This window comes from Luminiphilus sp. nBUS_07 (assembly GCF_051201685.1).
In the GTDB taxonomy this organism is placed as follows: domain Bacteria; phylum Pseudomonadota; class Gammaproteobacteria; order Pseudomonadales; family Halieaceae; genus Luminiphilus.
This window is the reverse complement of the sequence record NZ_CP179213.1, coordinates 1,437,703-1,463,641: the sequence shown is the minus strand read 5'-3', so window position 1 is coordinate 1,463,641 and position 25,939 is coordinate 1,437,703. Positions and strand designations below refer to the sequence as shown.

Here is a 25,939-nt window from a genome sequence, read left to right as displayed (position 1 = left end):
ACCCGGTTCCACCCCGTTTCAATCGAGCATAGCACCCGTTAGTCAAGCAAAATAAGGCAGCGGATATAGCTGAGATATTTTTTTCATTATTTGAATCAATAAATGCGCTAAAAAGGCTTTTCCCAAACCGCAAATTCAAGGTAGCCTCGTCAAAAATAAAGGGGGCTCGGCGGCTATGGATACACAAGCCAAGGTTGTTATTGTCGGCGGCGGAATCATGGGCGTCGCCCTTGCGTACCATTTAGCTGAGGAAGGCGAAACCGACGTTTTGCTGATAGAAAAAGGCGAGCTGACATCCGGCTCCACTTGGCATGCAGCAGGTCAGTGCCCCAGCCTAGTCAGTAACTACAACCTTGCCAAAATCCATGATTATGGCAATCGCCTGTACCCAACGCTCGAAGAAAAAACCGGGCAGTATGTTAGCTGGCACGCTTCTGGCGGCATCAGGGTGGCGCGTCAGCAAGCCGACCTTGATTGGTTTCATTACATGAAAGGTATAGCCGACAACGTCGGTTTCCATATGGAGATCATCAGTCCCGCCAAGATCAAAGAAATCAACCCGTTTTACGATATCGATGGTGTCCTTGCCGGCGCTTGGACCCTCGACGACGGGCATGCAGATCCCTCGGGTCTCACCAACGCCATGGCTCGGGGCGCCACAAACCTGGGGGTGCGCATCGTTCGGCACAACCGAGTACTCGACATTAATGCCCTGCCGTCAGGGGATTGGGAAATCGATACCGAGCAAGGCACAGTGACCGCGCAAATCGTGGTTAACGCCGCTGGCAGTTTTGCCCGACAAATCGCGCAAATGGTGGGCGCCGACCTTCCCATTGCCAACATGGAACATCACTATATTGTCACTGGCGCCATTCAGGATTTTGTTGATCGCGATGAAGAGTTCCCCGTTATGCGCGACCCCTACGCCTCGGCTTACATTCGCCAGGAGCAAAAATCTGGGCTGATCGGTATTTACGAGTCCAGCGGCATTACTGAAGCTTGGGGTCCATCGGGGCTGCCACCTTGGTCATCAGACAGCGAACTGTTCCCCGACGACCTTGACCGAATTATGCCGTGGTTGGAACGTGCGATGCACTGCATGCCCAATATGCTTGACGCTGGAATTAAGCGCGTCGTGAATGGTGCAATCCCCCACTCCCCTGACGGCCCGCCTCTGTTAGGCCCGGTAGCGGGCATCCCAAATTTTTGGCTGTGTTGTGGCTCATCATTTGGTATCGCCCAAGGTGCTGGCTGCGGTAAGTACCTCGCACAGTGGATGGTTTATGGCGATTCAGAGATCAATATGACGGGGTTTGACCCGCGCCGTTTTGGCGTCTTTGCCGATCGCGACTTCATGCGTGCCAAAGGCTTCCAAGACTATGGCCTGACCTATGCAACCCCATTGCCTGGAGAGGAGTTTCCAGCCGCCAGAGATTGTCGGCACAGCCCACTGTTTGATCGACTCAAGGACAAGGGCGCCGTTTATACCCAAACCTTTGGCTGGGAGCGCCCCAAATGGTTCTCTGCTAATGGACAGGAGGAAGATTACAGCTACCGACGCAATGCCACCTTCGATGTGGTGCGAGAAGAATGTCTCGCGGTTCGGGAAAGTGTTGGGGTAATTGATCTGACAGGCTTCGCAAAATATGACATCTGCGGGGCCGATGCTGAAAGCTTTCTCAATCGCGTACTGGCCAATCGAATGCCTAAGCGTGATGGCGGTATTGCTTTGGCACACTTTCTATCTCGCAACGGTCGTATTCTCGGCGAGGCCACGGTAACCCGTATCACCAGCGAGCACTTTTATCTGCTTTCAGCTGCGAGCGCTGAAATGCGCGACCTCGATCACCTCACGCAGCAAGTCGAATCGGGCGAACAGGTCACGATTCACAACGCGACCGACGAGCGTGGCGTGCTCGCGCTGGTCGGTCCTAAGTCGCGAGATATACTGGCGACACTCACTGAAGCATCACTGGACAATGAAAGTTTTCGGTGGCGCAGCAGCCAAGATATTGAAATTTCGGGCATGAAAGTACGTGCCTTGCGCATCAATTATGTGGGTGAGCTGGGCTGGGAATTACACCCCAAGATGGAAGACCTAGCAGCACTGTACGACGCCGTCTGGGCCGCGGGGCAAAATCAGGGCATGGTCGACTTTGGCTTGTACGCGCTTAACAGCCTGCGCATGGAAAAAGCGTATCGAGGCTGGAGTACCGAATTAACCAACGAAGTCACCCTGCTCGAAGCCGATATGGCCCGATTTTTTAGCCACAGCAAAACCGACTTCGTGGGCAAATCAGCTACTGAAGAAAAAACTGAGAGCACATTGAAATTGGTGTACTTCGAGGTCGATGCAAAAGACTCTGACGTCCGCGGCGGAGAGCCCATCTTTATCGACGACGCCTGCATTGGCGTAACCACGTCAGGAGGCTACGGCTATGCCGTTGAAAAGAGTTTGGGATTTGGCTACGTATCACCCGAACATGCTGCCCCCGGCTCGGCTTTTCAAGTAGGGCTGCTCGATGACCGGTACGAGGCCCGAGTGCTCGAAGACCCTGCTTATGACGCCACCAACATTAGGTTGGCCAGCTAATGGCGGCCCTTCCAGCACAGTGTGAGGTCATCATTGTTGGCGGCGGTGTTATTGGTTGTTCCGTGGCCTACCACCTGACAAAACTGGGTATTACCGACGTCGTTTTGTTAGAGCGCAAGGAATTGACAAGCGGTACAACCTGGCATGCCGCCGGGCTTGTGGGTCAACTGCGCAGCTCTATTAATATGACCAAGCTAGCCCGGTACACCAGTGAGCTGTACCGCGGACTGGAGACCGAGACAGGGCAGGCCACGGGGTACCGGCAGTCTGGGTCAATTTCCGTAGCCTCAACCGAGGAGCGACTCGAGGAACTCAAACGCAGCGCCTCTATGGCGAAAGTCTTTGGCCTTGAAGTGAATGTGCTGGGGGTTGATGAAATTGGCGAGAGATATCCGCTAATAGAAACTCAAGATTTGTACGGGGGGATTCACATTCCCTCGGACGGTTATGCCAATGCCGTTGATATTACTCAGGCTCTAGCCAAAGGTGCCCGCAATCGAGGCGCTCAGATTTTCACTGACACTGCGGTTGAAGAAATTTTGCGCACGGGCTCAAAAGTGTCCGGCGTACGCACTGCGGAGGGTGAGATACAAGCCCGCCATGTTGTTATCTGTGGTGGCATGTGGTCGCGGGATCTTGCGGCATCGGTCGGTGTCAATTTACCGTTGCATGCCTGTGAACACTATTACGTTTTGTTTGAGTCCGTAGCTGGCCTGCACCCTGACCTACCGGTGCTTCGCGATTACAACGCCTGTACTTATTACAAATACGACGCTGGGAAATTGCTGGTAGGCGCCTTTGAGCCCAATGCCAAACCCTGGGGTATGGGGGGTATATCTAAGGATTTTTGTTTCGATGAAATCGCCGGAGATTTTGACCACTTCGAGCCGGTTCTTCACGATGCCATGAAGCGTTTGCCCGCACTAGAACAAGCCGGCATACAAAAGTTTTTTTGCGGGCCCGAAAGCTTCACGCCCGACGTGCGTTACCACCTTGGAGAGGCACCTGAGCTGGAAAACTGCTTTGTCGCAGCGGGTTTAAACTCTATTGGCTTGCAGTCGGCGGGTGGCGTGGGCAAAGTCACCGCCGAGTGGATTCGAGACAAACGGCCCCCCGTCGATTTGTGGGAAGTCGATGTTCGACGCAACATGCCCTTTCAAAAAAATCGACAGTATTTGCAAGAGCGTGTCAGTGAAAGCTTAGGTTTGCTGTATGCCACGCACTATCCTTACCGCCAATACGAAACCGGGCGCGGCGTCCGGAAATCGGCGATTCATGATCGACTGGTATCTGCCGGTGCCTGCCACGGCGAGGCTTACGGCTGGGAACGACCCAACTGGTACGCACCAGAGGGAATCGAAGCGCGTTACGAATACAGTTACGGTCGCCAGAACTGGTTCAACCATTCCGCCGCAGAACATCAAGCTGTGCGCGAGGGCGTGGCCTTATTCGACCTTTCTTCTTTCGCAAAATTCCGTTTTGAAGGCCGCGACGCAGCGGCGGTTCTCGACCGTGTATGTGCCAACAAGGTCGATGTCAGTTTAGGCCGAGTTGTCTATACCCAGTGGTTAAACGAACAAGGCGGTATCGAAGCCGACCTTACCGTAACCCGGCTTTCTGAAACCGCCTTTCTGATTGTCACCGCAGCGGAAACTGAGGTCCGCGATTTTTACTGGCTTAAACGGCATATCCCCGAAACTGCACACTGCATTTTGACCAACGTCACTTCGGGCATGGGGGTACTGTCCATTATGGGGCCTCAAGCGCGAGCACTGTTGCAGTCGCTCACCCCTGACGACCTGAGTCATAAAGCCTTTCCCTTCGCGACCAGCCGCGAGATTGAACTGGGATTGGGCTACGTGAGGGCCTCACGTATCACCTTCGTCGGAGAACTAGGCTGGGAGCTGTATATTCCCACTGAGTTTATGCAGGATATGTATGACCGTATCGTCTCCGCCGGGCAAAGCTTTGGGCTTGTCCATGCCGGTTATCATGCGCTCAATTCTTTGCGGCTAGAAAAGGCTTATCGACACTGGAGCCACGACATAACCGATGAAGACTCGCCCCTAGAGGCCGGCTTGGAGTTCGTGATCAAATTTGACAAGCCCCAGGGGTTTATTGGTCGCGAGGCGCTGCTGCGTCAACAAGAAAAAGGCCTAGCGCGACAGCTCCTGCAACTCAAACTCTGTGACCCCGAGCCTTTGATCTATCACAACGAGCCGATTTGGCGCGATGGTGCTCTCGTGGGCCACATCACCTCTGGGGCCTACGGGCACACGCTGGGAGGAGCCATTGGTTTGGGCTACGTTGACATACCGTCAGATGGTAATAGCGGCGACGTGCTAACGGGAAGCTACGAAGTGGAAGTGGCATGTGAACGCGTGCCAGCTGAAGTTTCTTTAGACCCAATGTACGATCCCAAGAATACTCGAATCCGCGCCTAACCCCTGTGAACGGCGCCTGAGACCCAGCCCAAGCGAGCTCGAGAAGGGCTTACCGTGGCGCCCGAGCTAGCCCGTCTGCAGCAGGTCTTCAAGGTGCAGTCGAATCGGAAACTTAGCCCGGATTTCGGCATCAACTGCGGCGCTGATATGACTGGGAATATGCGTCGCCAAAATGTCATCGCGCCTGCGGACGGCGCTATCGATCGCGAGGGGCTTTTCAGCTTGCTCCCATAGCGTGGGGCTAAAACGATTACCCACCTCGGGATAAATGTACTCGCTTTGCATTACGGCGAGGGTGTGATCGGATCCCAAATAATGCCCCTTTTCACCGAGGCAAACTTCCGCAAGGTCGTCAAAGCCCAGAGTGTTGGTATTGACCTCGACGCCCCGCACTGCCCTCAACGTGGCCCCTAAAACATCATTATCAAGCAGCAAACTTTCCGGGCACACGCCCAGTAAACTCGAATACATACCGGCCGACTCATAAATAATATTGGCACCCGCAAGGGCGGGCGGCATTAGCGTATGGGCACGCTCGGCGCCCGCTTGAAAGTCCGGCATGTTGGCATCCGTCATGCCGCAGGCAGTCCCAAAAGGCAAATCAAAATGCGCACCCAGCTGCGCGCAGGCGCTGGAGATTAAACCTTGCTCTGGAGACCCGCCACTCATAGACCCCGTGCGCAAATCGGAGACAAAAGGCCAGGTCCCGATAATGGCCGGGGCACCGGGTTTAATCGCGTTAACGTAGACCAGACCACCCAAACATTCGGCCCAAGCTTGACTCACTGCCCCCGCAAGACAGGCCGGTGTTGTAGCCCCCGCCTGTCCGGCCGACAGCAACAGCACAGGCATGCCCCCCTCAACGGCGACGCGCAAACACTCAAGCGCGTCGCTGGCAAACTTCATAGGCGGCACAACAAAACAGTTCGACTGACTAACAAAGGGGCGCTCACGCCACTTCGCTTCGCTCCCCGCAATGACATGCAGCATTTCTAAGGTTTTCTCGAGATGCGTGTAATGCCCCCAGCTCGCACCCACATGCTTGCGCGTACCCGCTACTGAACAATAGGTGGTATTGAGATCCATCTCGTAAGGGTCTTCAATATCTCGCAATACACACATGCGCTGGAACATATGGATGTTCTCGCAGTTGTCGACAATGCGGGCTAGATCATACAAATCTCGCGAGGTCGATTCACGATATTCATTGCGCACAGAGTCGGCCACCATCACTGCCGCGCCAGCGGTAGAGAAATGCACCCGAGTACCTGAAAGATCTAAATCAAAGGCTGGGTCTTGGGCAAACAAGGTAATGTTACGCCGCGCTTTGCTCAGGGCGTCATCAACAACAGCCCGAGGCATGCGCAGCCGACCATCTTCTCCCAACACGGCACCCACAGCCTGGCAAGCAGCGATACAATGAGGGGTGGCGTCTTTAAAACCGACCTCTTCAAGAATTCGATAAATATTGGCGACTACCGCATCAAGGTCTGCGTCGGCAAAGGGCCGATACTGCCCTCCCCGCTCCCCTGGTCTGACCGGCTTTAATTCTTCAGCCAGTGGCGCACTGCGTTGCGCGTGTCGTGCCTGTCTACCGCCTGATCGTCTCGCCATGATGGAATTCCCCAAACTAACACCAAAAGCCTGCCGGGCTATGCTTGCACCCGATCGTATTCTGGGTGTAGAAATACCGCATAATTGGCAGCGACACCAGTTCTAAAAACGACACTCAAGAGGTCGGATTTAAGAACAAAATAGTCCGCAGTGTGAACCGGGCCAAACCTGAGAATAAAAGGACGTTTTATGAGTTGGCTGATCATCGGATTTTGGGGTTGCGCGGCAATGTGGCTGATTAGTCTTCTCGGCGATTTAGGTATGGCCCGACGGCCCGATGCCCCTGTGGGGATGTTTTGGATTCCCTTAGTCAGTGCAACCATCGCCTTCATTGGTATGTGTTACTTCGGTCATGCTGCCAGCATATTCGGGTGGTAAGCGACCCGGCATTGCAGCTTGCAATGGCTAAGGCTCGGTTAATCTAAGATTTTCTGCTGCCTTGCCGAGTAGCAGTGATGCTGGCAAGGTTGTGACAGCCATTAGACAGCGTGCGGTGACTATGCGCGGACGCTGCTTGAGCAACAGTCATATAAAACGCGTCCAACGAACAGTATTGTTCGTGCGAAATTAGAGGCACAACACCATGAGCTTATTTGCACGCATCGCCACAATTTCCTTTGCAGTATTGCTTACACCCGTCGCCGCAGCTGATTTGGCCGAGTCTGTTGAGCGCCGTGTTGAGGCCGTCATGCCCGAGGTTGTCTCTTGGCGTCGGGATTTACATGAGCATCCTGAATTGGGCAATCGGGAGTTTCGGACCGCCGGCATTATTGCAGAGCATTTGCGCGAGCTCGGCATGGAAGTGCGAACCGAGGTTGCCCACACCGGCGTAATCGGCGTACTCAAAGGTGGTGAGGGTCCCGTTGTTGCGCTGCGTGCTGATATGGACGGCCTACCTGTCACCGAGTTGGTAGACCTTCCTTTTGCCTCAAAGGCACGGGGCGAATACCTAGGCCAAGATGTTGGCGTCATGCATGCCTGTGGTCATGACAACCACGTCGCTATATTAATGGGGGTAGCCGAAGTGCTCGCCGGCATGGGCGATGAATTACCCGGTACAGTCCTCTTTTTATTCCAGCCTGCGGAGGAAGGCACTCCCGATGGCACTGTAGGTGGCGCCGAGCTTATGCTCCAGGAGGGCGCCTTCGATGAGGTGCTCCCAGATGCAGTCTTTGGACTGCATGTGTTCCCCTACCCTGCAGGTGTTATTGCAACCCGCCCCGGCGGCCTCATGGCATCCTCTGACAGCTATAAAATTACGGTCACGGGCAAGCAGACCCACGGCGCGGTGCCCTGGGCGGGAGTTGATCCTATCGTCACAGCCAGTCAAATCGTTCTTGGGCTACAAACCATTGTTTCGCGTCAGTTAGACGCCACACTCACGCCTTCGATTGTAACGGTGGGTAAAATCGACGGTGGGGTTCGCAGCAATATTATTCCTGAGTCGGTTGATCTTATTGGCACCATTCGCACCTTCGATGCCGAGACACGTCTGGACATTCATGAACGCATTCGTAGAACAGCCACTCACATTGCCGAGGCGGCAGGCGCTAAGGCCCAGGTTGATATCGATCTTGGCTACGGCGTAACCCGCAACGACCCCGAGCTTTATCAAAAAATGGCGCCAACGCTGCGGGGGGTAGCAGGCAGTCAGTTTATTGAAGCGCAGCAAACGACCACAGCTGAGGATTTCTCCTATTTCGCGAACGAGGCGCCCGGGCTCTTCCTCTTTCTGGGGGTTGCACCCGAGGATCCAAGTTTGGTGTATCCCAACCACTCGCCCCGCTTTTACGCCGATGAGCGAGCGCTTCCCGTTGGCGTCAGAGCACTGACCGCTTTGACCCTCGACTTCATGGCGGACAACTAGACTTAAACCTTTGCGACCTTAGGGGCCATTGCCACGGCAGTGGTTCCAGAGGCCCAAAACCGCTATGGTCTGAGGCATCGGCAACAGGGAGCAACGCGACACCGTGAGTGATTTAGTCGTCAGGCATATTAACTTCGATGTGGATCAGGCCAAATTTATTTGGAACCCTGACAACCCCTCGTTTTCTGTGCTGATGAACCAAATCACGTTCTTTGTCGTCGGCTTTGAAAAATACATGTGCCGGGTAATGCGCGATGCCGAGGCGCACATCACCGACCCAGCCGTCATGGAAGAAGCCATTGCTTTTCGCAAGCAGGAAGCCATCCATGCCCAAAAACACATGCGCCATGCCAAAGCACTCATAGGCCAGTATCCCGCGTTGCAGGGCGTGCTCGACAAAGTCCTCGCTAGCTATGACGAGGTCTACAACACCCACCCGTTGGAATATCACTTAGCCTATGCGGGCGGCCTAGAGGCAATTTTCACCCCGTTTTTCAAAATGATACTGGATCACCGAGCCGCATTGTTTGCACAGGGCGATGCCCAAGTGGCATCGCTATTTGTCTGGCATTTTTGCGAAGAAATCGAGCATAGAAGCTCCGCCTACGATGTTTACAACCACGTTGTAGGCAGCCATTGGTATCGCATTCGAAAAACCGGAGCGTTTCAAAAGCATACCCGTGATCTGTTTGACATGATCAAAGGTGAATTCGAATCGCTGGTTAAAGACGTTCCAGAAAACGCCTATTCAGATAACCCCTTTGCGCGTATACCGCTCTGGGCGCAACTTAGGTCAGCCGTCGGGGTGCTAGCCTCACAGTTCCCTTGGCATGACAGTGTGAACCAGCCTTTACCCGACTACTACGACGAGTGGCTAGGTCATTGGCAGGCAGGGGCCGATGTATCTCAAATCGTCGGCAAACCGCAGCACCCGGTGCTCAGTGACTGAAACAGCACTCACCTTCACCCAACTGGTCGAGCGCCTTGGCGGCTTTCATCCCGAGAACATTGAGAGTTGGGCCTTCATAAAAAGCCCTTTGACGCTGTCCCACTGGACTATGAATGTCATTGAGGTGCTGCTCATCCTAGGTGCACTTTGGGGCCTGCGTCACAGCATGACGCGCTTTAAGGCAGGCGAGTCCATTTATCTGGGCTTCTGGCTGGCTTCGGTCATTTTTATGCTGGCGCTGGAAATACCCGTATATTTTCCTGAGAAGCTGGGCGCACCGGACAACGCCCTGTTTTTCATTCATAACGAGTTTTCGGTGCAGTTCTTCTTTGGGCGAGCGCCCCTGTATATCCTCGCACTTTACCCGGCCATCATGTACGCATCCTTCGTCCTTGTCAGGCAGGCTGGGCTCTTTGACCAACGCGGGGGGACACTTATTGGCGCACTAGGCGTAGGCGTAGTCCACCATGTGTTCTATGAGATTTTTGATCACTTTGGACCCCAGTATGGCTGGTGGACATGGAATTATCCCAACTTCACCTCTTCCCTCGCCTCGGTGCCGGTCTCCAGCATGGTCAGTTTTGCCTTTGTAGGGCCCATTGCGCTGACCCTTGCCACCCAAATTTTAGTCCCTAAGGGGAATCCTCGTGTTCGGGGCTTCGCTCTGGGAACACTGCTGGCCGGGCTGCTAACACCCATAATTTTCGTGCTGCTCACACTCAACACCTGGTTTAGTGTACTGGGCATTGACCTAACGCCCCGCTTGGAGATGCTAGCCTCCGTGGCCATTATAGGAGCGGCTCTAGGGCTCACGTTACGTCAATTTCTGCATCTTACCGCTTTCTCTGTCGAGGGGCTTTGGCACTATTCTCGAGGCTATTTTGCGCTCTTCCTCAGCGCGTTTTCCGGCCTCTGGCTATACGCCTTGCCCGATTACTTAGCGGCAACTCAAGGCCTGACCCCACAAGGGTTTCCGGTGGGTTCTCTACCCTATGTGTTGGGCTGTATGGCCTTTGGGTTATTTTTCCTTTTTAGGAAGCGACGATAGGTTCTGGGGTTATTCAGTACCTTGACGTAGTACAGTTTGCATTGGCTTGAAAGCCGTAGTCGAAACAGAAGGTATTACTCCACCCATGAAATCATTCCTCATAACGTTGGGCGTCATTGCAACCGCAGTTATTTGGTGGGCGGCTGTCGCTGTTACACAACAACTCAATGCCGCGCGCAATGTAGAGGACCAGATATCGGCCCTTACCCTCAGCGAGCGAACCATCACCTCCCCAGCGGTCTGGGGTGAAGTCCTTGGAAAGCTTGGAAAGCAAGAAATTGACCGCCTGTTTGAGCAGCAGAGCTCCAAAGCGTTGCTCATCGATGCAACAGAAAAACTGCTGTACAACGCCATCGTCGAGTACCGCGACACCCTCAGGGAAAAACAGGCAAGCGCCAAAACCATCAACAACTCGCTGCAGGCAATGGGGCAGGCATTTATTCTGGATGTTCTGGTAGATTTTGACGCCCTTGAAAGCTCAGTACCGGCTATTGCAGAAGCCTTCGTCGAGGACCTCGAGCAAGGCGAACTAGCGGCCGACCTCGAATCAGCACTGAGCCAATATCTCAAGAGTCTGTCCGTAGACTTAAATGCCGCAGCCATTGATCAAACACGATCCATCCATCGTCTACTACAGTGTGAAACGACAGCTCAGTGCGTGGCAAAGCTAAACGCCTCACAGCAACAACACCAAGAGCAAGCTAAGCTTCTAGGGCTGTGCCTTGCACTCGCGCTTCTATCTTTAATCGTTATAAATCGTTCCGCCCCCTCGATGAACCAGGGTCCGTATCACCACGCGCGATGACTCTTTGCTTACTCAACATTTCAATTTTGGCTTTACTGGTGCCCGGCATTTTGGTGCCAATGATGAAGTTAAAGGCGTTCATCGAGCCATTCGAAATGAGTATTGGCGGGGCACGCCTATATTTTGATCAACAACTGCTGATGTATCAAAACAAAAGTGTGGGCGACCTCGTTGCTTTGCTTGTCGAAACCGGACAGCCTTCGCTCTTTATTTTAGCCGCCGGTATGACGTTATTTTGCGTCCTCATCCCGGTGAGCAAATGTTTGGCTGCCATAGTATTGCTACTTCGAACAAAGAGTAGCTCTGCTCACCCTGCACTCAAATGGTTAGCCACCGACTCTGGAAAATGGTCGATGGCGGATGTTTTTGTCGTCGCGCTTATCATGGCTTTTATCGGCATGGATCAGCTGATTGCAAGTCATACCGACGCCATGAATACGCTATTCACCGAGGCACAGTTTGTGCAGGCCGCTTCTGCGTCTAAGTTGGGGATGGGGTTTTATTTCTTCCTTAGCTTTGTCGTGCTCAGCTTTTGGACCGCGAAGGAATGCAAGGGAGCATTAGAAGCCACTGCAGCGGTGGCCCCCGCTAAATCGGTCCAGGCGTAGCTTGTGCCTAGCGTGCTCCGTTAAGCTGCTCCACCACTGGGCCTCACTTTACCAACGACACCGCCGAGCACATGGGTTAAGAATTCGAAAACCAGCCTTATAAAGAAACAACCGACTCAATCGCCGAACTGGTAGCTCGCCACCCTGCGGCCCTGGCACTGCATTTTGAAAGCGCTTGACCTCGAGTGTTGCCACAGCAGCCCAGCACATGACGACAGAAGTAACTGCTAGTATTTATTGATATCAGTATCGTCCTGCCCTGCCGCGGGTTTTTTGGTCCATCGGCGCAGCGGCACTAGAATCAACAAGCTAAAAACGGCGAAGAACGTCAGCAAAGCCTCCCAGCTGCCGGTAAAAGGCATCGGCAAGGCATCTTTTAGCAACAACGAGCTTCCCGTAACCGCCGCGCCAATGCCGAAGGATAAGAGAATAAAATCCAGCCCAAGCACCACGTCCAGCGCAACCAGCAAAAGTGCTGCAATAAACCAAACCTCATAGCTAAGTAGTAAATTCATCTCAGGCTCCATCCGGGCGTCGTAATACGTCTTGGAGGCCGGCTAACCCGCCCAGCGTCTTGGTAACATCAGAGGGGAGCACAATGGTCTTGGTATTTTCAGAAGATGCCATTTGCGCGATCGCATCGACTTGACGCTTTAAAATTTCGAAATCAACTGCAGGCTGTCCATTGTCTGCTATCGCCTCGGCAATCATTCTTGTTTGCTGTGCATCGGCTTCGGCTTTTTTGATCACCGCATAAGCATCGGCGTCGGCGGTCAGCTTTATAGCCTCGGCTTTTTTGGTCGCCTCGTAGAGCTCGGCATCGGCTTCGAGCTCTACCCTCGAGCGTTCACCCTCTGCCTTGGCCACCGTCGCACGACGCTCCCGCTCTGCATTAAGCTGCTGACGCTGGGCCTGTTTGGTTGCTTCATCGACCCTGACATCTGTGATCTCTGAACGGGTAATCTCGAGGCCCCAAACTTCTGATGCATCGCGCAGATTTTTGAGAATCTCGTCATTCATCTGCTGGCGGCTACTCTGAATATCATCGAGCTCTAATTTGCCCGCAGCGCTACGAATAATAGATTCAGCGGTCGTTCTTAGTGCCAGTGGCACGTCCCGAATTCGATAGACCGACTTTGCAGCATCAATGACCCGAAAGAAAACCGTGGTTTCCAAAACAATTTCAACGTTGTCCCGGGTAATAACCGATATGTCGAAGGCATCAAGCTGACGTTCTAAGACCACAACCTTGTGCTCAATGCGGTCTAGAAAGGGAATCAGCAAGTTGATTCCTGCAGATAGAGTTTCACGATACTTACCAAAACGTTCCACCACGTATTCATCTGACTGAGGCACAATGGCAACAGACTTAGCCGCCACTAAAATCGCAAAGGCAAAAAATGCCAAGGTTAAGATGATTCCAAGATCCATATGTTATCTCCTATATATTGTTGGCTTCCCGAGCATCCGAATCAGCAATCGCGAGTACCCCTTGTAAAGGCCTCGGTCTTGCCCGATCACTGGGCTTAGAAGCGACTCTGCGCCCTCTTACAACTGTGAGGAAAGCTCAGCCACTACCATGCGTTAGAGAGCCTTGAATCGAATCCATGGCCAAGGCCTCCGTAAGCACTAAGCAGCGATCTACATTATCAGGCTAAGCATGGGGTGCCAAACCAGAAGCGTATGTGCCTGTACTTTTGATAAAGTTCTCGAATTATGGCTACGGCTCGCGGGAGCTTTTTACAACCTAAGTAGCAACGAAGAAGTACGTCGCGTGAACGCCTGTCGGCAGCCCTAAAGTACACAGTGAAGAATTCAAATCGCTGTATACCGAGACATGGTTCAACACATAGGACATCGCGAGAAGCTCAAAAGGGGCTAATGCGAGAGCGCTGGCAGATTGGCGAGCTTTTGAGGTGGGCGGAAGCCTAGTTGCACCAATCTAGGACGAAACAATCGATCAAGCATGCGAAGTAAAGGAAATGGCCCGCCCGGAGAGATTCGAACTCCCGACACCCAGGTTCGAAGCCTGGTGCTCTATCCAGCTGAGCTACGGGCGGAGGCCTGCGATCATAGGGATGCATAGAATTCAGGTCAAGCTCGAAGGGAGGCACAATGGCGAATTCTCGGCGGAAAACAGCTCTGAGCCGATTTGAAGGGACAACCCCATCGTAGCAAGTTATATTTTAGTTGGGTTGAGCGTGAAGTTTTCTTTCGCCTCCTCCTACGGCGAATCTTCGCGACAGCGCAGGCGAGGCTAACGAACAATCCAATTGCAGTTGCGAGTGCCTAACTTTGAGGTCAGAGTAACCCTCACGCTTGACACAATAAGAACCGAGGGATTGATCATGCCCAGACTCCGACAAGTCGCGCGACCCGATGCAGACCCCATTGCCCGCCAAATGTATGATTTGATTTTCGGCGACCGCGATCCCGTGGCAACACCCGGCACTGCTACGGGAACCCCCGGCAACTGGTGGACGGTTTTTGCTCTGGTACCCCAATGTTTGAAGCACGCCCTGCAGGGCTTTCAATTCTATCGTGATCCCCAGCGCAAAATTGATCCGCAGCTGAGAGAGTTGGCACAAACACGGGCAGGCTATGCCAGAGGGTCACAATTTGTGTTCTCTCAGCACAGTAAATCTTGCCGCTCTGTGGGCCTGTCGGAGGATAAAATTGCTGCTCTTCCCCACTGGTCAAGCAGTGCTGTTTACTCGGATCTTGAACGGTCGGTCCTTGCCTACACCGATGCCCTAGTCTTAGAAGGCGGCCGCGTTCCCGATGGCCTCTTTACCGAGCTCAAAAAAGCATTATCTGACGAAGCAATATTGGAGCTCACGTACATAACAACACTTTACGACATGCACGCCACCATCGCTCGGGCACTGCGCCTAGAATATGATGACGTGGACGAACGCATCACTGAAATCAATGCGCCCACGGAAGCTGCGAACCGCGACGTTATGGCCATGATCGATAAGGAGACGCACTAGTGGCTTACCATCACCTCGCCATGGCAGCGGCAGACATGGCTGCAATCCATGACTTCTACGAAACGGTTTTGGGATTTGAATTGGTAAAGGTAGAAGTCGGCCCTGTGCCCGATGGTGGCTGGGCAAAACATTTTTTTTATCGAATGGCCGGTGACGACTCTTCTTTTATCGCTTTTTGGGAGCTGCATGAGGTCCCGGGCTGTGAAAACCTAGAGACATCACTGTCAAGGGCCGCTGGTGTTCCCGACCAGATCAACCACATCGCCTTTAATGCCCCAGATTTGGACAGCCTTAATCAACGCAAAGAAGCGTGGCAGCGCGCTGGTTTGAATGTGCTGGAGGTGGACCATAACTGGTGCCACTCCATCTACACGAAAGACCCCAACGGCAATATGGTGGAGTTTTGTGTGACCACTGGCGCCTTTAGCGCTGATGATCGGGAATTGGCTTTAAAAGCGCTTACCAGCGATCAAATCAGCCACTCTGCACCTCCAGCAAGTATCGAGGTCCATCGCGCTACGGTTGAATAATTATCCTGTCAACTTTAATGCATCGACACGCCGCAACATGTCGATAAGGCCTCGCTCCAAGCGCCTTCAAGCGACGCACTTACGTCACCCTAGATGCGCAAGACTCGAGGCCTTTTACGTTTGGCCCCTTGAAAAGCCGTTATGCTTTCATACATTCACTACTTGATGATGACGATGACCTACGCCCTCAAACAACTGTCTTTATATCTGCTGCTTCTCGGAGGGTTTGGCCTAGCGCTAAGCAGCCCCTTGTCCCGGGCAGGGACGGTAGTGCACATCACCATTGATTCTCAAGCGCTGCAGGCGCCCTACCCCTTGACGGTCTACATTCCCGACCAAGAACCGACACAGGAATCACCATACCCCGTCATTTATTTATTGCACGGCTCCTTTGGCTCAGAAAATGATTGGCTAGCCAATGGCAACCTCAAATCCACCGCCGACCGACTAATGGCCTCAGGTAAAATTCCACCTGCACTTATTGTCATGCCGGGGTCTCAAAGCTGGTGGCTCAATGGCCACAACGAGTCCGCTGAAAACGCATTTTTCGAAGATTTAATCCCTTATATCGAGGCCAGCTACCCAACAGCTCGAACTCGGGCGGGACGTTTCGTTGCAGGTCTATCGGCTGGGGGCTACGGCGCAACGCGATTTGCACTGAAGCACCCCGAGCTATTTGGCGCTGCGGCGGCTCTAAGTCCAGCCACTTATGTCCCGCTGCCGCCTAAGAACTCATCGGCCCATAGACATCCTGCGTTTTTAGACGCCGACGAGCGCTTTGATGAGCAGCTTTGGCAACGGAGTAATTACCCCGCCCTGTGGGACGATTACATCGCCAAAAACATCACCGTTCCTTTTTATATTAATAGCGGCGACCATGATGAATTTAATATTGCCCACCATGCCACCGCCCTGTTTACGAAGTTGCGCGACCTGCAGCCTGATGCAGCGGAGCTTCGTATCGTAGACGGTGCCCATGATTGGCAGGTCTGGGAGCAGACACTGCCCGAGGTACTGATATTTTTGCTCACCCAGCACCAGTGAGCTTGGTCTTCTGCAACAAGTCCGATGGCTGGGGCATTACCAACTTGGCCGTAAATGGCTAGGTTAAGGTTTGCGAGAAAATCAGAGTGGCAAATACAACACAATGTGCGCAGTATGCTGCCCACAAACTATGATTTCCAAGGCGCCCAAAAGGAGCTCTGCTGTGACCAATGAAACTGAATACGTACCCCCCGCAGTATGGACATGGGATGACGAATCTGGCGGCCGTTTCGCTAAAATCAATCGCCCCACAGCCGGCGCACAGTCTGAGAAGGACTTGCCTGTGGGAGAGCATCCTCAACAGCTTTATTCCCTCGGGACGCCCAATGGCGTCAAGATCACCATCATGCTCGAGGAGCTGCTCGAGTTGGGTGTAGCAGACGCTGAGTACGATGCATGGCTCATCAACATTCAAGAAGGCGCGCAATTTACATCCGGATTTGTCGGCGTCAATCCAAATTCAAAAATACCTGCCCTTCTTGATCGCAGTGGGGACAAACCCGTGAGAGTGTTTGAATCAGGAGCGATCTTGCTGCACCTTGCGGATAAGTTTGGGCATTACATGCCGAAGGACAGTGACTCCCGGGCCGAAGTTCTCAGCTGGCTGTTCTGGCTACAAGGTTCAGCTCCCTATCTAGGGGGCGGATTCGGACATTTTTATGCCTATGCACCCTACAAAATGGAGTACCCGATCAACCGGTTCAGCATGGAGATAAAAAGACATCTTGATCTTTTAAATCAGCGACTTGCAGAGCATACCTATCTAGCCGGTGAAGAGTATACCATCGCTGATATTGCCACTTGGCCATGGTACGGCGCCCTTGCGAAGGGGCTGCTTTATGAGGCCGGCCAGTTTCTTGACGTTGAGAGTTACGTTCACGTTCAACGTTGGGCCAACTTAATCAGCGAGCGCCCTGCAACAAAGCGCGGGAGGCTCGTGAATAAAGCCTGGGGGGGAGAAGATAAGCAACTGCTGGAGCGTCATAGCAAGACCGACTTCGACACCATTAACTGGCGCTAAACCTTTCGTTTAATTCATCCGCGACCCGCAGGCTTTAGGGTGGTACACTCGCCGCCCGCTGCGCACTCATAAAAACAATAAATTGCAGATGCACTGACCGAGTTGAATGAGGGGGTTGAGCGTGTCAGATTTGAATAACGTGGCAAGCGCCACACTGTTTACTGATGAAAACAAAGATCTACTGGCAAAAATGCTGGAGAAAGCTCTCTTAGAACCTTTAGTGCCAATGGAGCCCGCCGCGGCGCAGAAGTACATGGAGCAGGTAGCGGTTCGGACAGCCAACGACAATCGAACCGACATTGAACTGTTTCAAATGGTGCAAATGAGTAGCAGCGAATCCACTTACGTCATGCGGTTCGCGCTCTTTCAAAATCATCAAGCGATAGGTTTAGACATTATGGATGCCGAGAACGGGCAGTTCTTCATTCCAGAGTCATGCCCCATTTGCCAGCTTTCCGAACCCACAATCAACTGATAATCATTTGAAGGACCGAATCACCTTCGCGACATTGGTCGCTCTGGTCGCCTACGCGGCCATCGCGACAGACCTGTATCTACCTGCGATTCCAGCGATAGTCGCCGAGTTCGGGGCCACCAGCTCCGATGGACAGCTCACCCTATCCACGTTTATGTTGGGCATCGCGGTTGGACAACTTATCTTTGGCCCCCTATCTGACTATTTCGGCCGTTTGCCCGTGGTCAGGATAGGTACCGTTCTTTTTTTAGTCACTTCGCTTGCCTGCGCATTGGCCTCTTCTATGGAATTCATGTGGCTAGCTCGCTTGGCTCAGGGGCTATCCGCTGCGAGTGGTCCAGTCATCGCTAGGGCCATTGTCAGAGACCGGTACGAAGGCCCAAGGGCGGCTCAAATGATGGCCATCCTGTCTGGGGCCATGGCCGTGGTGCCCTTAATGGCTCCAACATTGGGCGCGTGGCTACTTATCTTGGTGAATTGGCGGGCTACTTACGTATCCCTAGCCCTTTTCGCCGCGCTTGTACTGCTAGGACTGCGCAGTTTCGAGGAATCGGCACCGCACATCCGGCAGGGGAAAATTGGAATCGTCCCCGTGCTACAACATTTCTCAACCTGCGTAAAAAATCGACGCTTTTTAGGCTATCAAATTTGCGGGACCGCGGCTTTTTCAGCCATTGTTGCCTACCTGTCGACAGTTTCATTTTTCATGGGGGATGTGTTTAACCTGCCCACTCAATACTTTGGCTATGCGTTTGCTGTCACCGTGGCAGGCTTTATGGTTGGTGCCCTGTTGTGCGCACGTGTTGTTGTTCGTCTGGGTATTAATCGGACCTTAGCTCTGGGCACCACGCTGTCACTGTTGGGAGCGTTGGGGCAGTCGTTGGGCGCGAACTTTTCCGACACGCCCATTATTTTGCTCGCGGGGTGTTCCTTTATTATGTTTTTGGGCGTTGGCTTCACCTCCGCAAACGCATCAATGGGGGCCCTGTCCTTGTTTCCCGACCATGCAGGCTCCGCCTCCGCAGTTTTTGGCTTCACACAGTCCTCTGTTGCGGCGCTGGTGGGCGTAATCGCCGGTCATTTTTACGATGGAACACTAGCCTCGGTCACAAGCATTATGTTTATTTGTGCCGCCATCGGCATGCTGGGCTTGCCGCTGGCACGGGCACAAATACCCGTAAGGGGTAGTAGCTGGATCCGATTAAGGGGCAGATAATAAGTAACATCAGCAGAGCTATTTATAGGCTCCATTTTATAGGAGATTACTGTGCACGAAATCAATAAGGACATGGAAGTTCTCACCCAGGCCATCGTCCGCTACGCCGTCGACAGAGTGCGAATGGATCCACCAACCCTAGACATGGCTAGGCCCGAATCTGAGCTGCAAGCAATGGCTGGGCAAACGGTCACTGAAGAAGGTTTAGGCGGTTTAGAAGCCCTGCGGGTGTTTACCGATGTATTAGCGCCTGCGTGTTTGTCAGTGGACCACCCGAGGCTACTTGCCTTTGTACCCGCGGCCCCCACTGAAGCGGCCACCTTATTCGACCTGGTTGTTGGCGCCTCCAGCATCTTTGGCGGGACATGGCTGGAAGGATCTGGGGCGGTTTATGCTGAGAATCAGGCCTTGCGCTGGATTTCAGATCTCGCTGGCTTTCCTGCAGAGGCCGGTGGTGTGTTCGTCAGTGGCGGGACTGCAGGGAATCTTTCAGCGCTGACCGCTGCACGTCATGAATGGCGACGTAAAGACGCCAGCAAACGTGCCATGCGCGGCCTTATTGTGTCCTCTAAAGGTGCTCATGCCTCTATCGCTCAGGCGGCACACGTCATGGATGCGGACCTCGTTGAAACCGGTGGTCACCAACTCACCGGTAAAGACGTAGCGGAGACTATTAACAGCTTGAGCACTGAGGATCGTGGCCGACTTTTTGCTGTCGCTTGCACCGCGGGAACCACTAACCTGGGCATTATTGATGACATGACGTCTATCGCCGACGTTTGCGAGGCAGAGTCACTATGGATGCATGTGGACGGCGCCTATGGTGGCGCTGGTTTGGCAGCGCCCTCGGTTCGCGCGCAATATGACGGCATAGAGCGGGCCGACACTTTTATCGTTGACCCACACAAATGGCTGTTTGCTCCCTTCGATTGCTGCGCCCTGATTTACCGAGACCCTGCAACTGCTCGCCGTGCCCATCGGCAGAAAGGCGATTACCTTGAAGTTTTATACGACGGGGAATGGAATCCTTCTGACTATGCCCACCATTTATCTCGGCGTGCGAGAGGGCTGCCGCTGTGGTTCAGCTTGGCAACGCATGGGACCAGCGCTTACACAGATGCCGTAGAGCGGAGTCTTGAGGTGACTAAAGCAGCCGCCACGCTTATTGACGAGCACCCTAACCTCGAAATGGTTGTTCCGTCACAGCTCTCTATCTGTGTCTTTAGGCGCCCCGGGTGGATGCCTGAAGATTACAGCGCATGGAGCGACAAGCTGCTTCAGGATGGACTTGGGTTCGTCACCCCAACCAAGCACGAAGGCGAAACAGTACTGAGATTTTGTATTGTTAATCCCCGCACCGGCATCGATGACATCCGTATGATTTTAGATACCTTGTAAGCATGGAACAGGCCCTCCCCTATCGATGGGATCTTTTACTACGGTATCGGTTCATTGAATGTATTGCCCTGTGGGAGGGTCGGCTAACCACTCGTCACCTCGTGGAAACCTTTGGCATTGGGCGGCAGCAAGCCAGCAAGGACATCAATACCTACAACCGAAGCGTGGCACCCGAAAACCTTCGCTACGACAAGTTTCTCAAAGGCTATGAACCCAACGCCCACTTCAAGCCCACCGTTACCCAGGGTCTCGCAGAAGAGTATCTCCAACTGCTCGCCAATCGCAGTGAACTGCACCGCACGTTTTCCTCTGTTGCCCTACCCCATGCAAATACTGAAGTTTTAGAGCCTCCAATCCGTCCCGTATCTCCGGAACTGCTGCGCCCTCTGCTACAAGCAGCTCGTGAACAGCAGCGCTTGGAAGTCGACTACGTATCACTCAATAACCCCAGCCGAGAAGGCCGCATCATTGCCCCCCATACCCTTGTTTGGACTGGGCTACGCTGGCACGTCAGGGGTTGGTGCGAACAAAATCAAGGGTTTCGTGACTTTGTCCTAAGCCGATTTAGAGGAATCCCAGAACTGCTGGGCGAAGCAACTCAACATAGTGATGATGATCACGACTGGCATAAAACGATCGAGCTAGTACTCAAGCCCGACCCTCGTCTCTCAGACGCCCAACAAGATGTGGTCGCGACAGATTTTGGAATGACTGATGGCTACTTAAACGTTCATGTCCGAGCCCGGTTGGCAAATTACTTGTTGCAGCTGCTGAATGTTCACACAGGGGACCCCTTAACCGACCCCAAGGCCCAACAAGTGGTTATTGCTAATCGAACTGCTGTGGCAGCCTGGTTGTTCTAGGCTGTGAGCGCCCCCAACAGAGTAGTGAAAGTGCGCTTTTTTCATAGTTTTGTGACGACCCTCACACTAACCAGCGGTTTAACTTTGTGCCAAAGCGACAATTCGTTAGATTGAAAGGTCATTAGCATCCAGAGTTAGAGTGTTACATGAACTCACCAGCAGCGCTTCCCACACACAGCGCAACCTCCGAACGTCGCGGAAGGCAACCTGCCGTTCCAGACCAACTCGAGAATCTACTGAGCTTTGAGCAATCGGTAACGCTTACCGCAAAGAGTCAGTTTGGATGGACCCTAGCGTTCGTTCGTCGACCGCTCTTCCAAGATATTGAAGTGGTCATACAGAACCCCGAGCACACTCAATTCATGTCGATTGAGCAGGACGGCTCAACGAAGCCCTTTTACAACGTCCGCGGTGGCGACTTCCGCTAAACTCCGGCATCATCATCAGCGATAAATAACTAACGGCTCACTTCGGTGGGCCGTTTTTTTGGGGTGATGAATGAGAGTTTTGGGCATTGATGGTTGCCGAGGGGGCTGGATTGGCGTTTGGTACAGCCCGAGCGAGCTGGGCTGGCTTTTCAGCACCACACTCAGCGATCTACTCACGGTACCAGCCGCAACACATGCCTTTATCGATATGCCCATCGGACTGTCTGATAAAGGCCCTAGATTGTGTGACCGGGCAGCTCGCCAGATGCTGGGGCGTAAATTCTCGAGCTCTGTGTTTCCAACACCAACTCGGCTCGCTCTCAAAGGCAAGGATTACCCTGAGGCTAATGCACTCAATCGCCAACAAAGCGGCAGCGGACTCAGCAAACAATCTTATTACTTGCTGCCAAAGATTCGTGAAGTTGACGGTTGGCTCCGGAAAACCTCCAGCCCCAGCGTGCTTTTACGCGAGGCCCACCCCGAAGTTGCGTTTAACGCGATAAATGGCGCCTCGCTGTGTCATAAAAAGAAAACAGCGGAAGGATTTCAAGAGCGTTTGGCGTTGCTGCGTCAACTTGATGACCGTGTTACGACACTGACTGAGAATATTTTAGCCACAACGCGCCGCAAGGATGTCGCCGCGGACGACATATTAGACGCCTGTTGCTTAGCCCTTATGGTCCGGTGCGGGAAATTTCAAACGCTACCTGCAACACCAGAAAAAGACGGCAAAGGTCTCAACATGGAAATTTGCTACTATGGGTCCTGAGGCAGTGCAAGCCACTGCATGAATTCGCCTCTGCTCTACTTTTATTGCTACGGGGTGTCCACAAGTTTCAACCTCGCCCTCAAATCAGCGGCTTTTGCCTCCAGCAGATTGGAAGCGGTCAGCGCGGGACAACGAAACATCAGCCGCGCAGCGCAGCAAAACCCTCAAACACCTTAACCGTCAGAAAACCTGCACAGAGCCCCAATACCCCGCCACACAATGTCGGCAGCACAATCGCCGCTCCACCTAACTGAGCCGAAAACTGCTCGACACTATGGGCAACCGCTGGCATCGCATGCAATAGAATTCCGCCCCCTACTAAGAACATGGCAACGGTACCCACCACAGAAAGCCCTTTCATAAGTCGTGGTGCAAACCACAGCAATGCCCCTCCCACTCGGCGCAAAGCTCGATGCCAATAACTTGGCCCCTCTCGCTGGGTTAGCAAAAGCCCTAAGTCATCAATCTTGACGATACACGCCACCAAGCCATAAACCCCAATAGTCATTAACGTTGCAATACCCGCTAGGACTATAAGCTGCGTGAGCTGCTCCTGGCCCTCTACCACCCCCAAGGTCAGCACGATAATTTCAGCCGATAAAATAAAGTCTGTGCGCACAGCACCCCGAATTTTATCGCGCTCCAACTGCGCCAGATCGCAGTCAGGATCGGCCAGATGTTGCATCACCTCTGCGGCCTCTTCCTCCGAGTGTGCTGAAACACCATGAAGCAATTTCTCCGCGCCCTCGAAACATAAATACAGGCCGCCACACACCAGCAATGGTGTGATGAGCGCCGGCGCAAATGCAGAGATCACCAACGCCGCCGGAACCAAAATAAGCTTATTGATAAAGGAGCCTTTTGCGACGGCCCAGACAACCGGCAACTCACGGTCGGGTCTGACACCCAGTACGCGCTCAGCGTTTACTGCCAAATCATCACCGAGAACACCCGCGGTTTTTTTTGCTGCTATCTTCGACATCAGAGCGACATCATCAAGTACAGCAGCGATATCGTCGACCAACGCTAATAAACTACCAAAAGCCATAAACCTACCCTCTCCTGCGGCGCATTGATGGTTGCCTCATTTTTGACTTCGGATAGCGCGGAAGCTTACCCGTAGACAAGTACCGGTAGATTGTTTCCTGAGATTGAAGGTTAGCCATATGCTTTGCTGAGGACAGCAATACGTTGTCTTGATGGGTATTGAGCCTTCGGGCTTTAACATTGTCATGCCATTGTTGATCAAGGATATCTTGGAGCATTTTTTGCGCATTAACATCAAGCAGGGGGCACAAAACCTCTACTCTAAAGTCGATATTACGGGTCATTAAATCGGCGGAACCAAAATAATAAGCAGGATGGCCTCGGTTATGAAATACATACACTCTGGCATGCTCAAGATACCGATCCACGATACTGATCGCTTCGATATTTTCTGACAGGCCCTCGACACCTGGCAACAGCGAGCACATCCCTCGGATGATTAATCGAATTTCAACACCGGCCTGACTTGCCTCGTAGAGCTTATTAGACAATTGCTGGTCAACCAGATTGTTGCACTTCAGAATCATCGCCGCGCGATAACCCCCTTTCGCGTGCTGAATTTCCCTGTCAATCATGGCCATGAGACCGGAACGGGAGCTATGTGGAGACACCAGCAGCTGTTCATAATCGGGGCGTCGGTAGTTAAATTTAAGAAAATCGAAAACCTTCGCTACATCACGCCCAATGGTTTGATCGAAGGTTAGGAGTGAAAAATCGGTATACAGACGCGCAGATTTTTCATTGAAGTTACCGGTTCCAATATGACTGTAATAGCGCACTTTTTGTGACTCTCGGCGCTCAATCAAAAATAGTTTGCTGTGGACCTTTAAACCTGGAATCCCAAAAATAACCTCAATTCCCGTATCGGTCAGGCGCTGTGCCCAAGCAATATTGGCCTGCTCATCGAACCGCGCGGCCAGCTCTACGACAACCTGAACTGCTTTGCCGTTATCGTTAGCATTGATCAGGGCATCTACAACCCGCGAATTTTCGGCAACACGATACAAACAAATTCGAATCTTAATGACATCGGGGTCCAGTGCTGCGGTCTTCAGTACGTCAATGATGTAATCAAAAGCGTGGTAGGGATAATACAGAAACACATCCTGCTCTCGGATCGCCGCAAAAATACTGCCATCACCCTCTAATCGCGCAATCGGTATCGTGGGACGCGGTTTAAACTCGAGATATTTAGAACCCGGGTTAGGAAACCCCATAAAATCTTTTGAATTATGGTATCGAGCCCCCGGGATCATGCTGTCATATTTGCCAAAGCCAAACCGCTTTCGCAGGTAATCCAGCATCCGCCTTGGCATCTTTTCATCAAATACAAAGCGCACGGCGTCTGCCCTGCGACGTTGTTTAAGGCCCGACGCCATTTTCGCTATCAAGCTCTCATTAATACTGGAGTCAATCTCAAGCTCAGCGTCCCTGGAAAACTTAAAACAGTAAGCAGAGACAGATTCAATCTCAAAGACACCACGAAACACCTGAGGTAAGCACGCTCTAATAATGTTATCGAGCACAATGAACACCCTACCCTTGCTGCCCTTGCCGTGCTTACGGCCAGGAACCTCAATAAAACGTCCCAATTTTTTAGTAGGAACCTCAAGCAGCGCATATTGGGGCCCTGACGTCGTCTCAATATCGACGGCAAGATAAAGCGACTCATCAGTCAGATGAGGGATAGGCTGATCATCTCTCAGTAAGATGGGTTCAAGTTCTGGCTTTACTTTGCTGTGGAAGAACGCTTCCACAAACGCCAGCTGACCTTCCTGCAATTGAGTTTCATTGATGAGATAGACGCCCTTTCGAGTGAGTTCTCTCAGCAACTTTACATAAATGGCTTCAAATTCTTGCTGCAATGTCAGCACACGGTATTGAATCGCCGCCAGTAACTTTTCAGCGCGCTGTCGGCTTTTACCATTAGACATAGAAATTAAGCGCCGGACCTCCGCAACCCGCACTCTGAAAAATTCGTCTAGATTATTGGAGAAAATTCCGAGGTAGCGCACTCGCTGAATTAAGGGCACGTCTTTATCTTGGGCTTCCTGCAAAACACGGGCGTTAAAACTGAGCCAGCTCAACTCTCTGGGGTAGGTATCTGGCTCACCAAGGTCAGCCAAGAGATCTTCAATGGGGGTCTGACTCATAAGGTATTGGCGCCACCCTTGATTAGGAAGTCATAGGCACAACTCAACAAATGCGATCATTAGTGCCCGGCAGC

23 protein-coding genes and 1 tRNA gene are annotated in these 25,939 nt (G+C 52.8%); 18 read left to right on the top strand and 6 right to left on the bottom strand.

The genetic code is table 11. From position 1 onward, the window contains the following. The first annotated feature begins 175 nt into the window (after nucleotides 1-175). Both ACMAZB_RS06485 and ACMAZB_RS06480 read left to right on the top strand, forming a co-directional pair. The gene (locus ACMAZB_RS06485) at nucleotides 176-2,593 is read left to right on the top strand and encodes a GcvT family protein (protein WP_435219877.1); all 2,418 of its coding nucleotides are present in this window, start codon (nucleotides 176-178) and stop codon (nucleotides 2,591-2,593) included. Continuing rightward, a complete protein-coding gene (locus ACMAZB_RS06480) occupies nucleotides 2,593-5,037 on the top strand; it encodes a GcvT family protein (protein ID WP_435219876.1) in 2,445 nt (814 codons plus the stop codon). Before ACMAZB_RS06485 ends, ACMAZB_RS06480 begins: the two co-directional genes overlap by 1 nt. Before the next feature lie 66 nt (nucleotides 5,038-5,103). Here ACMAZB_RS06480 and ACMAZB_RS06475 read toward each other — a convergent pair whose 3' ends face one another. Next, nucleotides 5,104-6,651, bottom strand: coding sequence for a trimethylamine methyltransferase family protein (locus ACMAZB_RS06475; protein ID WP_435219875.1), 1,548 nt, complete (start codon nucleotides 6,649-6,651; stop codon nucleotides 5,104-5,106). A gap of 189 nt (nucleotides 6,652-6,840) precedes the next feature. On the opposite strand from ACMAZB_RS06475, the gene ACMAZB_RS06470 reads away from it, so the two are divergent. The 6 genes from ACMAZB_RS06470 to ACMAZB_RS06445 all read left to right on the top strand — a co-directional run bounded on the left by ACMAZB_RS06470 (nucleotide 6,841) and on the right by ACMAZB_RS06445 (nucleotide 11,928). Further along, nucleotides 6,841-7,029 carry a hypothetical protein gene (locus tag ACMAZB_RS06470; RefSeq protein ID WP_435215448.1) on the top strand — a complete coding sequence of 63 codons (189 nt, stop codon included), beginning with the start codon at nucleotides 6,841-6,843 and terminating at the stop codon, nucleotides 7,027-7,029. A 205-nt stretch (nucleotides 7,030-7,234) separates the two neighbouring features. Next, nucleotides 7,235-8,518 carry an amidohydrolase gene (locus ACMAZB_RS06465; RefSeq protein WP_435219874.1) on the top strand — a complete coding sequence of 428 codons (1,284 nt, stop codon included), beginning with the start codon at nucleotides 7,235-7,237 and terminating at the stop codon, nucleotides 8,516-8,518. Between the two features lie 103 nt (nucleotides 8,519-8,621). Beyond that, the gene (locus ACMAZB_RS06460) at nucleotides 8,622-9,467 is read left to right on the top strand and encodes a metal-dependent hydrolase (RefSeq protein WP_435219873.1); all 846 of its coding nucleotides are present in this window, start codon (nucleotides 8,622-8,624) and stop codon (nucleotides 9,465-9,467) included. Continuing rightward, nucleotides 9,460-10,515: a DUF7802 domain-containing protein gene (locus tag ACMAZB_RS06455; RefSeq protein ID WP_435219872.1), complete on the top strand. Its 1,056-nt coding sequence runs from the start codon at nucleotides 9,460-9,462 to the stop codon at nucleotides 10,513-10,515. The genes ACMAZB_RS06460 and ACMAZB_RS06455 overlap by 8 nt, the downstream gene beginning before the upstream one ends. Nucleotides 10,516-10,600: 85 nt before the next feature. Next, the gene (locus tag ACMAZB_RS06450) at nucleotides 10,601-11,320 is read left to right on the top strand and encodes a hypothetical protein (protein ID WP_435219871.1); all 720 of its coding nucleotides are present in this window, start codon (nucleotides 10,601-10,603) and stop codon (nucleotides 11,318-11,320) included. A 62-nt stretch (nucleotides 11,321-11,382) separates the two neighbouring features. Next, nucleotides 11,383-11,928 (top strand): paraquat-inducible protein A, encoded by a 546-nt coding sequence (locus ACMAZB_RS06445; RefSeq protein WP_435219870.1) that lies wholly within the window; start codon nucleotides 11,383-11,385, stop codon nucleotides 11,926-11,928. Nucleotides 11,929-12,155: 227 nt separating this feature from the next. Here the strand turns inward: ACMAZB_RS06445 and ACMAZB_RS06440 are convergent, their stop codons facing one another. The 3 genes from ACMAZB_RS06440 to ACMAZB_RS06430 form a co-directional block, all read right to left on the bottom strand. Beyond that, complete coding sequence (locus ACMAZB_RS06440; protein WP_435219869.1) at nucleotides 12,156-12,443, bottom strand: NfeD family protein; 288 nt, start codon at nucleotides 12,441-12,443, stop codon at nucleotides 12,156-12,158. 1 nt (nucleotide 12,444) lies between these two features. Further along, nucleotides 12,445-13,359, bottom strand: a complete 915-nt coding sequence (locus tag ACMAZB_RS06435; protein ID WP_435219868.1) for an SPFH domain-containing protein — start codon at nucleotides 13,357-13,359, stop codon at nucleotides 12,445-12,447. Nucleotides 13,360-13,911: 552 nt separating this feature from the next. Beyond that, nucleotides 13,912-13,988 (bottom strand) — tRNA-Arg (locus ACMAZB_RS06430). Nucleotides 13,989-14,276: 288 nt separating this feature from the next. Between ACMAZB_RS06430 and ACMAZB_RS06425 the strand changes: the two genes are divergently transcribed. From ACMAZB_RS06425 to ACMAZB_RS06380, 10 genes are all read left to right on the top strand, one after another. Then, entirely contained in the window at nucleotides 14,277-14,921 is a 645-nt protein-coding gene (locus tag ACMAZB_RS06425) for a carboxymuconolactone decarboxylase family protein (protein ID WP_435219867.1), read from the top strand. Then, entirely contained in the window at nucleotides 14,921-15,451 is a 531-nt protein-coding gene (locus tag ACMAZB_RS06420) for a VOC family protein (RefSeq protein WP_435219866.1), read from the top strand. The genes ACMAZB_RS06425 and ACMAZB_RS06420 overlap by 1 nt, the downstream gene beginning before the upstream one ends. Before the next feature lie 141 nt (nucleotides 15,452-15,592). Continuing rightward, on the top strand, nucleotides 15,593-16,495 hold the full coding sequence (locus ACMAZB_RS06415) for an alpha/beta hydrolase (protein ID WP_435219865.1): 903 nt from the start codon (nucleotides 15,593-15,595) through the stop codon (nucleotides 16,493-16,495). A gap of 163 nt (nucleotides 16,496-16,658) precedes the next feature. Continuing rightward, nucleotides 16,659-17,516, top strand: coding sequence for a glutathione-dependent disulfide-bond oxidoreductase (gene yghU / locus ACMAZB_RS06410; RefSeq protein WP_435215428.1), 858 nt, complete (start codon nucleotides 16,659-16,661; stop codon nucleotides 17,514-17,516). 121 nt (nucleotides 17,517-17,637) lie between these two features. After that, nucleotides 17,638-17,991 carry a hypothetical protein gene (locus ACMAZB_RS06405; protein WP_435215426.1) on the top strand — a complete coding sequence of 118 codons (354 nt, stop codon included), beginning with the start codon at nucleotides 17,638-17,640 and terminating at the stop codon, nucleotides 17,989-17,991. Between the two features lie 7 nt (nucleotides 17,992-17,998). After that, nucleotides 17,999-19,207: a multidrug effflux MFS transporter gene (locus tag ACMAZB_RS06400; RefSeq protein ID WP_435219864.1), complete on the top strand. Its 1,209-nt coding sequence runs from the start codon at nucleotides 17,999-18,001 to the stop codon at nucleotides 19,205-19,207. Between the two features lie 51 nt (nucleotides 19,208-19,258). Next, on the top strand, nucleotides 19,259-20,605 hold the full coding sequence (locus ACMAZB_RS06395) for a pyridoxal phosphate-dependent decarboxylase family protein (protein ID WP_435219863.1): 1,347 nt from the start codon (nucleotides 19,259-19,261) through the stop codon (nucleotides 20,603-20,605). 2 nt (nucleotides 20,606-20,607) lie between these two features. Next, nucleotides 20,608-21,468, top strand: a complete 861-nt coding sequence (locus tag ACMAZB_RS06390; RefSeq protein WP_435219862.1) for a WYL domain-containing protein — start codon at nucleotides 20,608-20,610, stop codon at nucleotides 21,466-21,468. A 146-nt stretch (nucleotides 21,469-21,614) separates the two neighbouring features. Continuing rightward, nucleotides 21,615-21,896 carry a hypothetical protein gene (locus tag ACMAZB_RS06385; protein WP_435219861.1) on the top strand — a complete coding sequence of 94 codons (282 nt, stop codon included), beginning with the start codon at nucleotides 21,615-21,617 and terminating at the stop codon, nucleotides 21,894-21,896. A gap of 70 nt (nucleotides 21,897-21,966) precedes the next feature. Continuing rightward, nucleotides 21,967-22,665 carry a DUF429 domain-containing protein gene (locus tag ACMAZB_RS06380; protein WP_435219860.1) on the top strand — a complete coding sequence of 233 codons (699 nt, stop codon included), beginning with the start codon at nucleotides 21,967-21,969 and terminating at the stop codon, nucleotides 22,663-22,665. Nucleotides 22,666-22,804: 139 nt separating this feature from the next. Here the strand turns inward: ACMAZB_RS06380 and ACMAZB_RS06375 are convergent, their stop codons facing one another. Both ACMAZB_RS06375 and ppk1 read right to left on the bottom strand, forming a co-directional pair. Then, nucleotides 22,805-23,713 carry a DUF808 domain-containing protein gene (locus ACMAZB_RS06375; RefSeq protein ID WP_435215414.1) on the bottom strand — a complete coding sequence of 303 codons (909 nt, stop codon included), beginning with the start codon at nucleotides 23,711-23,713 and terminating at the stop codon, nucleotides 22,805-22,807. Nucleotides 23,714-23,717: 4 nt separating this feature from the next. Next, complete coding sequence (ppk1, locus tag ACMAZB_RS06370; protein WP_435215413.1) at nucleotides 23,718-25,865, bottom strand: polyphosphate kinase 1; 2,148 nt, start codon at nucleotides 25,863-25,865, stop codon at nucleotides 23,718-23,720. Nucleotides 25,866-25,939: the final 74 nt, after the last annotated feature.